Below are 13891 nucleotides of genomic sequence, written 5' to 3' on the forward strand. Positions count from 1 at the left end.
AGCTATATTCCTGATTTTTGTTTTTGTCAATACCTTTAACTTATTGGCATTGACAATTCGTACGCTTTTTTAGTTTATAATAATGGATCAATTGTATCCTTGATAATAGCACGTAAGGTTTCACAACTGTTGTTGAATTTCTGTTGATCTACTTCATTTAAATCAAGTGTAACGATTTCTTCTACACCATGTGCAGATATTAATGCAGGTACCCCTATATAAAGGCCTTTTTGACCATATTCATCATTTTGATAAGCGGCTATTGTGAGTATGACATGTTCATCCTTTAGTATTGCCTGACATAAACGATTTAAAGAAAGACCAATACCATAATATGTAGATTTTTTACGATTTACGATTTCATAACCAGCTTGCTGCACTTGTACATATATATTTTGCAAATCATTAAGATCACGATGGGTTTCATCCAATATTGCCAATAGTTTTTTACAACCAACATATGCATGTGTCCAAGGTACGAAGCTGGAATCACCATGTTCTCCCATAATATATGCGTGAATATTTTTACTGGAAATACCAAGGTACTCACTCATCATATAACGAAGTCTTGCAGTATCTAATAATGTACCCGTACCTATAACACGATGTTTTGGTAGTCCAGACACTTTTTGCGCAACGTAAGTCATTAAATCAACTGGATTGCTTGCGACAACGATAATACCTTGAAATCCGCTAGACATAATATTTTCAGTAACACTCTTTACAATTTTTGTATCTGTGATTGTCAAATCTAGACGTGTTTCTCCAGGCTTTTGTGTTGCGCCAGCTGTAATTACAACAATATCGGCATCTTTACATTCATCATAATCTCCAGCCTTAATATCAATTTTATGTTGTGCATAAGGCAATCCATGTTGTAAATCCATAGCTTCGCCTATGGCTTTTTCTTTATTTACATCAATTAATACAAGTTGGTCGCATCCACCAGATAACAACATAGAATAGGCAAAACTCATTCCAACAAATCCTGTTCCCACTAAAACAATCTTTCTTTTTTCTTTCTGCATATATACCTCCTGTTAGTTTTTTTATACTATTCTGATAACCGTAATTATCATAATCAATCGTGCTTAGAAAGAAAATATTCAAAATTGCGAGTTGTGTTTGAAAAATTGAATATTTTCTTTTACTGATATTCGTATAAAATGATAGGTGTAACGCGGACAGACAAGGAAGTGATACAGAAAATGAGGCAACGCAAAATACTAGAGGCTTTACAAGATGAGAAGTTATTTTTCAGTGCAAATAACCTTGCGACTCTTCTTCATGTTTCGTCAAGAACGATTATCAATGATATCAAGTGCTTGAATTATGAAGGACAAAGAAATGGGTTTTCTATTCTTTTAAAAAGAGGACAAGGCTATTATCTGAAAATTAATGACAAGGCTTTGTATCAACAATATTATAACGATAATGTAAAACAGGATATGTATGTAGACAGTAAACATCGTATCGAAGACATTGCAGTTGTACTGTTGTTGGAAAATGATTATATCACGTATGAAGAACTTGCGGATATATTTCAAATATCAAAGCTTACCGTAAAAAGGGATATGACAGAAGTAAGAAAAGTGCTGGAGGAAAATTGTGCTGTATTAGATTCCAAAGCACATTATGGAATTCGTGTTATTGCCAGAAGTTTTCATAGAAGAGTGTTATTAACAAAGTTATATGAAAGAGGCAATCGTCTTATTCTAAATCGCTGTAACAAAACAGTAGGCGAGGAATTTCAGGAAGTAGAAAAAATGCTGTTAAAGCTGTTGAAAGAATATGGTCTAGCAACCAATTATACAGAACTTCATCTATTGGATACTTTCTTGAAAGTGTTGATCTGTACACATGTACGTGAATTATTTGAAGAAGAAGCATGGGAACATGGGGATGATCTGTATTATGAAATTGCTTTGGAATTATCCAGCCAGATACAAAATTTGTATCATATAGAATTATATCCGTCAGAGTTGGACGATTTCGCCGTTTATCTGAAGCAACATACACAAGGTAATCAAATAAAAGAAAAAGATCAAAATGATGATATCAGCAGTTTTGTGAAAAAATGTTTGATGCAGCTGCATGAAGAATTTGATTTGGATTTCTTTGAGGATGAACAATTTATTAAAAATCTGACTTCTCATATTATCATGCTGCTAGATCGCCTTCATCAAAATATCACCTTCCGTAATCCTTTGATTGATACGATTTGTGTGAAGTATCCCGTTACTGTGGATATATCCATTCGATTCGCAAAATTATTGGAAGATCAATATCATGTGAAGATGCATCAAGATGAAATAGGCTTTATCGCAACACACTTTGCGGTTTATATGGAACGAATTTCACAAAAACAGATTCATTTATATAAACGCATTGCGGTCGTATGTTCTTCAGGTGGTGGAAGTGCATTTTTGATTAAGCTGAAACTGGAAACATTGTTTGCAGATAGCATTATTCAATCATTTTCATTGCTAGAGATGGAGGAATTACATAATTTTAAACCAGATGTGATTTTCACAATTAGTGATTTAATGGATGATGTAGATGTACCTGTTATTAAAATCAATGAGTTGATGGATGATGATGAAATGATGAGAATTCATCATTTGCTTAGAAATGAATTAACAGAAAATGATTTATTTTCTGTCTTGCATAAGGAGGCTTTCCGTATTGTAAAAGAGCCAATAAGTTATGAAACATTATTAAGTGAAATGGCGACCCAGATTGAAGAAGAAGGCTATGCAGAAAAGGGATATTGTAAATACGTTTTGCAAAGAGAACAATTCATGAGTACGATTTATGCGAATGGTGTAGCAATACCACACCCCATCAACATGTGCGGTACCAAAAATCTGGTAAGTGTTGCTATTGTACAAAGTGAAGCAATAGATGCGATAAAACCCTTAAATTTGGTATTTATGGTATCCTTGCGAAAAGAAAATTTAAAACTGCATGAACAAATTACCATGACGTTATTAGATATTATGCAGGATGAAAAAACAGTAAATGAACTAGTTAATTCTACTTCTTATGAAGATTTTATAAGAAGGCTGAATATTAGTAAAGGAGGAAACTGATGAGCTTAGAATTTTTAGCAAAACTATCGAATGCAGATGGGATTGCATCCAATGAACAAGAAGTTAGAGATGTGATGTTAGAAGAATTAAAACCATATTGTGATCATGTGGATTGTGATGGTATGGGAAGTATTATCTTTGAGAAAAAAGGTCAGGTTGATGGACCAAAAATCATGCTGTGTGCACATATGGATGAAATTGGATTCATCGTTAGAAGTATTACATCTCAGGGACAAATCATTTTAATGAATGTTGGTGGTGTAAAACCACTTGCTCAAATGATGCAGAAAGTAAGAATCACAACACAAGCTGGCAGAAAAATTCATGGTATTATTCAAAGTGAATATCAAGATGGAAAAGCAGTTAATATGTATGTTGATTTAGGCGCACAATGTGCTGAAGATGTGTATGCATTGGGTATAGAAGTTGGCGATATGGTCACTTATACAACAGAATTTGAAAGTTTTGATTTAGAGAATATCGTTGTTGGTAAAGCATTTGATGATCGTTTAGGATGCTATATCATGGGTGAAGTATTAAAACGTTTAAAAGATATTGATCATCCAAATACTGTTGTGATGGTGGGAACAAGCAGTGAAGAAGTCGGCATTAGAGGTGCAAGAACAGCAGCCTATAAAGTAAATCCTGATGTTGTATTCCCACTAGATGTTGCATGCTTCAATAATGAGTTTGTTAGAGATCACTCTAATAAACGACAGATTGGAAAAGGCATGATGCAAACTAATTTTGATCGTACATTGGCACCAAATCGCCGTATGATCCAGCTAGTTAGAGAAAGCGCCAAGCGTTTAGGAAAACCTCTTCAGTTAGATATGTTTAATGGTGGAGGAACAGATGGTGGAGAAGTTCACAAGATTCGTGAAGGGAAACCAACAGCAGTGAGCTGTTTACCAGTACGTTATGGACATTGTGCATATTCTATCGCTAATTATCAAGATATAGAAGATGCAATTGAAATCTTTGTTGACATTATCAAGCATTTTGATAATGAAACATATAAATCAACTATTAATTTTTTAGGAGGAAATTGAAATGACAGATTTAGAAATGAGCGTTATATCGCTGATCTCAAGTGCTGGTGATAGTAAGGCAAAAGCATTTGAAGCTTTGAAGGCAGTAAAGACTGGAGAATATGATAAAGCCAGAGAATTATTGGCGGAATCATATAAGGTGGATTTAGAGGCGCATAAAGAACAGACAAAACTGATCCAGCAGGAAATGGATCCAGAAGCTGATAAAACACCAATCACATTATTAATGGTTCATGCACAGGATCATTATATGACAAGCCAGTTGGCTCGCGATTTAATTGAAACATTGATCGAAGTATTCGAATCAAAAGAAGGAGGAAAATAAAATGCGTATCTTATTGTGCTGTGCTGGAGGATTCTCCACAAACATGTTAATGCAGAACATGAAAAAAGTAGTAAAAGAAAGTGCAAAATTAAAAGAGGAAGACTTTGCATTTACTGCAATTGCTGCTGATTTATTGGAACAGGAAATTGATAATTGGGATATTGTTATGATTGGGCCACAGGTATCTCATAAAACCGATTTCATAGCTGCAATCTGTGAGCCAAGAAATAAACCATATGTTGTCATTGACAAAGATGTATATGGTCAGATGGATGGTGCTACCGTTATGAAACTTGCACTTGTAACATATAAAAAACATCAATTAGCGATGGCAAATAAATAATATTTAATTTTGAGAAAGGAAAAGTATATATGTTTAAAAAATTTGAAGCCTTTATGAATAAATGGCTGATGCCGATTGCTCACAAGGTTGATAAGCAACCACATTTGTCTGCAATTAAGTCATCCATGGTCGCATTGACACCATTCACAATACTGGGAAGTATCTTCTCTATTCTACCTGCTTTACCAAATATGATTGAAAAAGGAGGAAACGCATTAAGCTGGTTATCACCTGTATCAAATTTTATTACCAGTAATGAAGAATTATTAAGTCTGCCTGTTACTTTATCAATCGGTATGTTAAGTATTTATGTTGTTATGTGTATTGCATATAACTTGGGAAATCATTATAAATTATATATTCCCGGATGTATCGCATTAGCAACATTCTCATTCTTTGTTATCTCTGCTGAATTTGTGGAAGGCAATTTAGCATATGGAAACTTTGGCGCAAAAGGGTAATTCTGTTCTATGTTAACCGGATTGCTGGCTGTAGAAATATATCGTTTCTGTAAAGAAAAGAATTTAACAGTACGTTTACCAGAAGGTGTTCCTGATTTCGTATCAAAGTCATTTGAATTTATTCCTATTACAATGATTATTGCGGCAGTATTTTTAGGAATCAGATTAGCATCTGTAGCATTCTTTGATGTATTGCCACCTCTTCTGATTTCACAATTATTGTCACCACTTGTTGGTTCTATGGATAATCCATGGTCTGTATTATTCTTAAACTTCTGTATTTGTGTGGTATTCTTCTTTGGTATTCACTCTGGTGTATTCTCACCAATCACAAGACCAATTTATACCATCTTTATCGCAGAAAACATTGCAGCTCATGCAGCAGGTCAGACCATGACTCACTTCTATACACCAGGAGCATTAAGCGCATTCTTTGGATTTACTGGTTGTGGAATTACCATGGGGCTTGTTGTAGCGTGTATCTTCTCAAAATCTGAACGATATAAGAAAATCGGTAAGATTTCTTTCTTCCCATCCTTATTTGGAATCAATGAACCAATCTTGTTTGGTGCACCAATCATTCTGAATCCAATTATGTTTATACCATTTGTATTTACTGGTACAGTGGTAGGTACACTTCCATTATTCATGATTCACTGGGGATGGATCACACCAGAATTCTTTACACCTCCATACGTTGGGGTATTCTTGGAAGGTTTCTTAACAAATGGAGATTATATGTCTATTGTTGCAAACCTGATTCAGCTTGTATTAGCAATTCTAATTTACTGGCCATTCTTTAAAATTATGGAACGTCAGGAACTTAGAGAAGAAGCTGAACGTATTGCTAGAAAAGAAAGTGGAAATAAGAAAACCATCTTCTCAGATGATGAAGCTCAACTGTTGGATGGTATGGACTTAGACTTCTAAAAAAGAATAATGTAGCACCCTGATTTCAGGGTGTTTACATTAAGTGAGGTAAAGGTATGAAAGAAAACAGAGTCAATAATATACGTCAGATATTAAATGATGTAAACGCAGAAGCGATTTTAATCAAAAGCAAAACGAATAAACGATATGTTGGCGCATTAACTGGCAGTGGAGTACAGGTGTTAATCACAAAAACAAACATATATCAATTAATGGATGGCCGCTATATCAATGAAGCGAATGAAACCACACAGGGTTTTGAAAATATGGTATATACACAAGGGGATGGATATCTGCCTACAGTGAAAAAAATCATAAATGGGAAACCATTGGCGATTGAATCTAATCAGATTTTAGCGAAAGAATATATCAAACTTCAGGAAAGCGGTATCCCTTTGGTATTATTAGATAATGAATTAGAAATCGCACGTAAAAATAAAGATGAAGAAGAAATTGCACTTGTACAAAAAGCATGTGATATCACAGATCAGATATTCATGGAAGCTATTTCTACAATACATATAGGTATGAAAGAATATGAATTATCCGCATTTCTACAATATCTTGCGCTAAAAAATGGTGCTAGTGGTATGGCTTTTGATACTATCGTGGCTAGTGGACAACGTGGGGCGATGCCACATGGACGTCCAACAGATAAACCATTTGCGGAACATGAATTTATCACCATTGATTTTGGTATTGTATATCAAGGATATCAATCCGATATGACACGAACTGTATGTATTGGAACACCTGATCCAGAAGTTAAAAAGATTTATGATATCGTATTTGAAGCGCAATGTGCAGGTGTAGAATTTATCAAAGCAGGCATACGTGGGAAAGATGTAGATGATTATGTAAGATCTATCATTTCAAATCATGGCTATGGTGAATATTTCACGCATGGCTTAGGTCATGGTATGGGAATGGGAGATGGAGAACTTCCAGTTCTTAACCAAAGAAGTGAAACGATTTTAGAGGAAGGTATGATCATGTCATGCGAACCAGGTATTTATGTGCCAGGTATTGGCGGTGTAAGAATCGAAGATGATGTATTGATTAGAAATGGTGTTGGCGTCGCATTAAATCATACACCAAAAACTCTGATTCAATTGGAGGTAAAGTAAGATGAAATATGATTTTGATCATCAGATCAACCGTAAATTAAGTCACTGTAGAAAATGGGATAATAAAATCTTAAAAGAAAAGTTTAACGTCAATGAAGATGCTATCCCTATGGATTTGGCTGACCTTGATTTTGAATGTGCACCAGCAATTAAACAAGCAATGATTGATCGTGCAGCTTTAGGAGATTATGGATATACTTATACTTATGATGAATATTATGATGCGCTTATCAATTGGAATGAACGACGATATGGCACAAAGTTTGAAAAAGAATGGATCAAATTGACATTCGGCACATGTGGAACATTACACTATATTGTACAATGTTTCTGTGAACCAGGCGATGGTGTCATGATCAATACGCCAGCTTATGATCCTTTTGCGGAAGCTATCGAACGAGGTGGTTGTCGTTTGATTGCAAATCCTTTGAAACTGGAAAACATGCGATATTATTTTGATTTTGAATTAATGGAAAAACAAATTATCGAAGAAAAGGTAAAGCTGTTTATCTTGTGTTCTCCACAAAATCCAAGTGGACGTATATGGGAAAAAGAGGAGTTAAATCAGCTTGCACAGTTATGCATGAAATACAATGTTTTACTTGTATGCGATGAAATTCATCGTGATATCACATTTAAACCATTTACTACTCTGTTCTTAGCAAATGATAAAATTATTGACCATTCGATTTTATGTGTATCACCAAATAAAGGCTTCAATTTAGGAGGATTAAAATCAAGTTATATCGTTGTTAAAAATCCTGAAATTAGAGAAAAACTATTAACATATTTACAGCGCGTTTATATTACCAGTCCGCATGTATTTGCAGTTCCAGCGATTATCGCAGCATATAATGAATCTGAGGATTGGCTAGATCAGTTAACAGACTATATTGAAGAAAACTTTGAAGTTTTATATGCATGGTTTGAAAAGCATATGCCAAAAGCAAAAGTAATGAAGGCAGATTCAAGCTTTCTAGCGTGGATTAATATGCGCGAAGTATTCAAAGACGAAAAAGAAATGAAGGAATTCTTTGTTGCCAGCAATCTTACTATGGTCGTAGGAAGTTATTTTGTGGCAGATGGAGAAGGATGGGTACGTTTAAATGTAGGAACACAAAGAGCCATTCTTACAGAAGCTTTACATCGTATGGAAGAAACATTAAAAACATTTTTCAAATAAGGTACTAAAAAAGGAAGAAACATTTTTTATTGAGCCAAAAGTTTTCTTCCTTTTTTTGTTACTTCAATTCTTCATTACGCCATACACGACATTGTGCAATCTTGATTCTTGGATCAAAGCCTTCTTTTACACCCATGTTTGACAATAAACGGGCATGGAAATACATCACATTGACCACAATGATCAAGATGTTTAGATTCAACACAGGATTTCACTTCACAAACACCGCCCCAAAATGGCTTGTCCATATGGATACATCCTCGACAATGTACAGCTTCTTTACGTTCACATAAATCACAACGAACGCCACATCTTGATGAAAACATATGCTCACCTCCTCAATACTTAGATGATTGAGAAGCTAAAAAGATGCGGGTAGTTAGTAAATTATTTGTTTTTTACAAAATCTATCAAATTTGTATACCAGGAATCTTCAGGATATTGTACCGGCATTTGACGATAATAAGCCAAAAGTTTTTCATGAATATCTTTTTGATAGGAGTGATCCTTTTCTCGAAATTCCTGAGCAGAGAAGGACATCTTTAACTGATGCTGTAGTTTTAAACGCTTTTGCGCAAAATCAATCCATGCCTGACAATGACAAGGGTTTTCTTCTTTCATAAACATACAATGATTCGCAAAAAAAGAAGATAAATTCATTCTGGCACGATAGCGTAAACCTTTTACCGCAGACTCACTTATATCCATTAATAATGCTGTTTCTTCAATTGTACAGCCAAACATATCCGATAAAGAAAAAGCCATGCGCTGTAATAAGGTTAATTTCCTTACCATACTCAAAAAACATCCATTACGAAGGTTCTCTATTTCTTTAGATACACTAACTTCCATGACGCCATCAATTTCTTCCTCATGAAAATATATGCCATCTGCCTCTAGTTCCTCAATAGATTCCATTGGCTTTTCTTTACGCATCATCATACGATATTCATTGATACAGATTTTTTTCAAATAGGCATGTAGATAGGTCACATCAACCAATTGATCCTGATGCTTCATCACCTGTAGCCATGTTTGTTGAACAAGGTCCTTCGCAATATCAGGATGCGCAGATAAATACATTGCATAGCGATACAGATAAGCTTGATTTTCTTGTATGATTTTTTCTATTTCCATAAAACACCTCTTAGCTTTAGTGTATCAGCTGATCATAAATATTACAATCATTATCCTTCATTTCCTAAGACTAGGAAATGCTTTTCAACAGGTGCATAGAAAAATGCGTTATAATAACAATGTAAGTAAAGGCAGGAATATGTCCTGTATAAAAGAAAGGTAGGTATTTACTATGTGGGGTATGATCGCAACTTGGAGAATGGCTTTAGAAGGAGTTACAAAAGGATGTGACTTGCTGAAAGAAAATGGTGATGCAGGTGATGCTATTGAAACAGCAATTAAAGAGGTAGAGGACTTTCCATTCTATAAATCAGTAGGATATGGTGGACTTCCAAATGAAGAAATGGAAGTTGAATTGGATGCTGCTTATATGGATGGAACAACATTTGATTTAGGTGCAGTTGCTGCTGTAAAGGATTTTGCTAATCCAATCAGTATTGCACGTCGTTTAAGTAAAGAAAAAGTAAACAATCTGTTAGTTGGAGAAGGTGCTGAAAAATTTGCACACAAAGAAGGCTTTGAACGTAAAAATATGTTAACTGACCGTGCAAAAATCCACTATAAAAACCGTGTAAAAGAAGTACAAGAATTGGAATTAAAACCATATAGTGGACATGATACAGTTGGTATGGTTGCATTAGATAGCAATGTACATATGACTGCTGCAACAAGTACAAGTGGTTTATTCATGAAGAAAAAAGGTAGAGTTGGTGACTCTCCAATCAGTGGTTCAGGTTTCTATGTAGATAGTGAAATCGGTGGTGCAAGTGCAACAGGTCTTGGAGAAGACTTAATGAAAGGCTGTATTTCTTATGAAATCGTTCGTTTAATGGGCGAAGGAATGCATCCACAAGAAGCTTGTGAAACAGCTGTAAACAAATTAGACAAAGAATTGATTCGTCGTCGTGGAAAAGCTGGTGACTTATCATTAATTGCTATGAACAATAAAGGTGAATGGGGATGTGCAACAAACATTGAGGGATTCTCATTTGTTGTTGCGACAGAAAAAGAAGCGCCAACAGTTTATCTTGTAACTCGTGATGAAAACGGAAAGAACCACTTTGAAGTAGCTAGCAAAGAATGGATGGACAACTATATGGCTACACGTACTGCACCATTGGTGGAAAAATAATGGAACAAAAGATTATTGCTCAGGTAGAATCTAATCGTGATTCTATGATTGAAGATATCCTGAAAGTTGTTCGTATTGATAGTGTGGAAAGTGAAGCATTACCCGGCAAGCCATTTGGAGAAGGCGTGGCTGCAGCTTTAGACATGGCACTATCGATTGCGGATACATTAGGATTTGAAACAAAGAATATCGATGGCTACATGGGATATGCACAATATGGTGAAGGGGAAGACTATGTAGGAATCATTGGACATTTAGATGTTGTACCAGTCGGGGATGGTTGGAAACAGCCACCTTTCAGCGGATACGTAGATGAGAACGGCCGCATTTTCTCAAGAGGAATCCTCGATAATAAAGGCCCTGTCATGAGCTGTTTATATGCATTATATGCAATTAAACAATTACAAATCAAATTATCAAAACCTGTACGAATTCTGTTTGGTACAGATGAAGAAACAGGATTTAAAGATCTGGAATATTATTTAAGTAAAGAAAAACCTCCTGTTATGGGATGGACACCAGACTGTAAATATCCTGTCGTGTATGGAGAAAGAGGTCGTGCAACCGTTATGATCTCTACAGATGATACACAAATGAAAGAATTCTTTGACTTTGTGAATACATATTTCTTACAGAGTAAAGATAATGGAGATCGTTTGGGCATCAATTATGAAGATAAAGAATTTGGTGTTATGCAGATGCGTGGATACAAGTTGCATAAGGAAGAAAATAAAGTGTGTTTTGATGTGACATTAAGCTATCCAGGTGTTGTGACAATCGATGAAATTATTACGCAGATACAAAGCAAAGCAGGAAATCTGGAAGTAAGCTTAACAAGCAATATGAATCCGGTACATTTTGAAAAAGACTGCTTCATGGTAAAATGTTTACAAGATGCTTATGAAGAAGTAACCGGTATGGATGGTACACCAGTGACAACCACTGGTGGAACTTACGCAAAAATGATGCCAAATATCGTACCATTCGGTCCAAGCTTCCCTGGACAAAAGGGAATTGGACATAATCCAAATGAATGGATGGATATCGAAGATTTGATGACAAATGCCAAAATCTATGCTTTAGGTATCTATAAACTGGCAAAATAGCGAGGTAAATTATGGAAAGAATGATAGAAATCTGTTGCGGAAGCTATTATGATGCATTACAGGCATATAAAGGCGGCGCAAAAAGAGTAGAATTAAACAGTGCTTTACACTTAGGCGGGTTAACACCAAGTGTGGCAGCTTTACGTTTAACAAAAGAAAATACAGATGTTAAAGTCATCACAATGGTAAGACCACGTGGTGCAGGCTTCTGTTACAACGAAGAAGACTTTGCAGCTATGGTTATGGATACAGAAGTCATGCTGGAAAACGGTGCAGATGGTATTGCATTTGGTTGTCTGGATGAAGCGGGAAACATCCATATAGAACAGACAAAGAAAATTATTGATATTATCAAAAAAGCAGGAGGAGAAGTTGTTTTCCATCGTGCATTTGACTGTACAAGCGATCCTTATAAAGCAATGGAAACATTGATTGCATTAGGCGTAGATCGTGTATTGACCAGTGGTTTAAAACCTAAAGCAATGCAGGGTAAGGATTTAATCAAAGAACTACAGGAAAAATATGGTGATAAAATTGAATTATTAGCAGGAAGTGGAATGAATGCAGGTAATGCAAAAGAAATGATGGATTATACAGGCATTTATCAAGTACACTCTTCTTGTAAAGACTGGTTACATGATTCAACTACTTCATTAGGGGATGTAAGCTACTCCTATGCAGAAGGTGAACACGCTGATGATTATGATGTCGTTAGTAAAGAACTGGTAGAAAAATTAGTAAGCAGTATATAAATACATATTTAAATAAACAGCATGAGCTAAAATGTGCGATAGCCATGCTGTTTTCTTATGAAAAAAGGCTGAAATTTTGTCTTTAAAATACCATTCTATATTCTTTTAAGGTATAATAAAAGAGTCGCTTTAGATATATAAAAAAGGAGAAAGTATACAGCTAAAAACTGTTGAAAGGAGTAAATCGAGAGGGAATTATGAGTTTGTTTAAAAAGAAGGATAGTAATAAGAAAAATTCAAATGAAAGAATCATTGTGAAAAGTGGGAAAAATGATTATCGAAGTTATCCAAAACCTGGTACGTTACTAAAAATGGATTTACAAAAAGATGACGCAGGTAAATGTAAAACAGAAAACTAGACAAGGAAAGATAGTGAATGACTATCTTTTTTTTGCGAAAAGTAATGATTTATTTTAAGATTTCAGAAAAAAATATAAGAATTTATGCTTTTTATAACAAACCCTTATCTTTTGTGTATAATGGTAACTACTTAAAGACAAGGAGGTATGCAAATGAGCATAATCGAAAAAACAACCCATAAGGAAAAGAAAATCCTAAAAAAAAGAAAGTTAAGTCCAAGTATTTTAGAAATCGCATTAAAAAACGTAAAAAACAATATGGTATTGTATGAAAGTTTAAAAATGTTTGATAAGAATACGGATGCCTATGATCACTTATGTAAAATGATCATGAGCAATAAGCAGATCTTAGCAAACATTATGAAGTTCGCAATGAAGGAATGTAAGGATCTGACGATAGAAGAAATCATTAACAGCATAGAAAATGATCCAAGGATTAATATGACCATCAATGATCATGATCAAATCGTTGGAATGAATGTAGAAGATCAATCCGTCATAGGCGCCTGTGTAAGATATGATATATTGTTTAAAGCAACGCTGCCGACAAAAAAAGGAAAAAAAGAAAGTGTGGGCATCTTTATCAATTTTGAGATACAAAAAGATGAAACACCAGGATATCCTTTAGTCACAAGAGGGATCTATTATGCAAGCAGACTGATATCAAGACAGAAAAATGCAGAAGACGGTTTTGCGTCATCAGAATTTAATGATCTACAAAAAGTATATTCGATATGGATATGTCCAAAGCATACAAAAGAAAAAAATGATGTGATCAATGTATATCATATCAAAGAAGAATGTTTAAAAAATGAATGGCACAATCAGGTAGAAGATTATGATCTGATGGAAGTAATCATGATGTATCCAGGAAATGAGTACAATTATGAAG

General features: G+C 34.8%; 15 protein-coding genes and 1 pseudogene. 13 read left to right on the top strand and 3 right to left on the bottom strand.

Features of this window, described 5'->3' with window-relative positions:
- Nucleotides 1–74 precede the first annotated feature (74 nt).
- Entirely contained in the window at nucleotides 75–1028 is a 954-nt protein-coding gene (locus DW114_RS20455) for an L-lactate dehydrogenase (protein WP_117456161.1), read from the bottom strand.
- Between the two features lie 180 nt (nucleotides 1029–1208).
- On the opposite strand from DW114_RS20455, the gene DW114_RS20460 reads away from it, so the two are divergent.
- The 8 genes from DW114_RS20460 to DW114_RS20490 are packed head-to-tail and all read left to right on the top strand — an operon-like array spanning nucleotide 1209 to nucleotide 8513.
- Nucleotides 1209–3092 carry a BglG family transcription antiterminator gene (locus DW114_RS20460; protein WP_158552371.1) on the top strand — a complete coding sequence of 628 codons (1884 nt, stop codon included), beginning with the start codon at nucleotides 1209–1211 and terminating at the stop codon, nucleotides 3090–3092.
- The gene (gene ypdE / locus DW114_RS20465; RefSeq protein ID WP_117456165.1) at nucleotides 3092–4144 is read left to right on the top strand and encodes an aminopeptidase; all 1053 of its coding nucleotides are present in this window, start codon (nucleotides 3092–3094) and stop codon (nucleotides 4142–4144) included. The genes DW114_RS20460 and ypdE overlap by 1 nt, the downstream gene beginning before the upstream one ends.
- Before the next feature lies 1 nt (nucleotide 4145).
- Complete coding sequence (locus tag DW114_RS20470; RefSeq protein WP_117456167.1) at nucleotides 4146–4469, top strand: PTS lactose/cellobiose transporter subunit IIA; 324 nt, start codon at nucleotides 4146–4148, stop codon at nucleotides 4467–4469.
- A 1-nt stretch (nucleotide 4470) separates the two neighbouring features.
- Nucleotides 4471–4812 carry a PTS sugar transporter subunit IIB gene (locus DW114_RS20475; protein ID WP_117456169.1) on the top strand — a complete coding sequence of 114 codons (342 nt, stop codon included), beginning with the start codon at nucleotides 4471–4473 and terminating at the stop codon, nucleotides 4810–4812.
- A gap of 29 nt (nucleotides 4813–4841) precedes the next feature.
- Nucleotides 4842–5273, top strand: coding sequence for a hypothetical protein (locus DW114_RS21890; protein ID WP_233509628.1), 432 nt, complete (start codon nucleotides 4842–4844; stop codon nucleotides 5271–5273).
- Nucleotides 5274–5282: 9 nt separating this feature from the next.
- Complete coding sequence (locus DW114_RS20480; RefSeq protein WP_233509627.1) at nucleotides 5283–6203, top strand: PTS sugar transporter subunit IIC; 921 nt, start codon at nucleotides 5283–5285, stop codon at nucleotides 6201–6203.
- Between the two features lie 56 nt (nucleotides 6204–6259).
- Entirely contained in the window at nucleotides 6260–7330 is a 1071-nt protein-coding gene (locus DW114_RS20485; protein ID WP_117456171.1) for an aminopeptidase P family protein, read from the top strand.
- Nucleotide 7331: 1 nt separating this feature from the next.
- The gene (locus DW114_RS20490; RefSeq protein WP_117456173.1) at nucleotides 7332–8513 is read left to right on the top strand and encodes a MalY/PatB family protein; all 1182 of its coding nucleotides are present in this window, start codon (nucleotides 7332–7334) and stop codon (nucleotides 8511–8513) included.
- A 113-nt stretch (nucleotides 8514–8626) separates the two neighbouring features.
- Here the strand turns inward: DW114_RS20490 and DW114_RS20495 are convergent, their stop codons facing one another.
- Both DW114_RS20495 and DW114_RS20500 read right to left on the bottom strand, forming a co-directional pair.
- Nucleotides 8627–8839 carry a DUF3795 domain-containing protein gene (locus DW114_RS20495; protein WP_233509626.1) on the bottom strand — a complete coding sequence of 71 codons (213 nt, stop codon included), beginning with the start codon at nucleotides 8837–8839 and terminating at the stop codon, nucleotides 8627–8629.
- A 61-nt stretch (nucleotides 8840–8900) separates the two neighbouring features.
- Nucleotides 8901–9650: an RNA polymerase sigma factor gene (locus DW114_RS20500; RefSeq protein WP_117456175.1), complete on the bottom strand. Its 750-nt coding sequence runs from the start codon at nucleotides 9648–9650 to the stop codon at nucleotides 8901–8903.
- Between the two features lie 172 nt (nucleotides 9651–9822).
- On the opposite strand from DW114_RS20500, the gene DW114_RS20505 reads away from it, so the two are divergent.
- The 5 genes and pseudogenes from DW114_RS20505 to DW114_RS20520 all read left to right on the top strand — a co-directional run.
- A complete protein-coding gene (locus DW114_RS20505; protein WP_117456177.1) occupies nucleotides 9823–10782 on the top strand; it encodes a N(4)-(beta-N-acetylglucosaminyl)-L-asparaginase in 960 nt (319 codons plus the stop codon).
- Nucleotides 10782–11888 carry a Sapep family Mn(2+)-dependent dipeptidase gene (locus tag DW114_RS20510; RefSeq protein ID WP_117456179.1) on the top strand — a complete coding sequence of 369 codons (1107 nt, stop codon included), beginning with the start codon at nucleotides 10782–10784 and terminating at the stop codon, nucleotides 11886–11888. The genes DW114_RS20505 and DW114_RS20510 overlap by 1 nt, the downstream gene beginning before the upstream one ends.
- A gap of 11 nt (nucleotides 11889–11899) precedes the next feature.
- Nucleotides 11900–12640 (top strand): copper homeostasis protein CutC, encoded by a 741-nt coding sequence (locus tag DW114_RS20515; protein ID WP_117456181.1) that lies wholly within the window; start codon nucleotides 11900–11902, stop codon nucleotides 12638–12640.
- Nucleotides 12641–12837: 197 nt separating this feature from the next.
- A complete protein-coding gene (locus DW114_RS21385) occupies nucleotides 12838–12999 on the top strand; it encodes a hypothetical protein (protein WP_158552370.1) in 162 nt (53 codons plus the stop codon).
- A 153-nt stretch (nucleotides 13000–13152) separates the two neighbouring features.
- Nucleotides 13153–13891, top strand: a pseudogene (locus tag DW114_RS20520) (hypothetical protein); the annotation flags it as partial.

The sequence above is a fragment of the Absiella sp. AM09-50 genome (assembly GCF_003433845.1).
In the GTDB taxonomy this organism is placed as follows: Bacteria; Bacillota_I; Bacilli_A; order Erysipelotrichales; family Erysipelotrichaceae; genus Hoskinsella; species Hoskinsella hominis.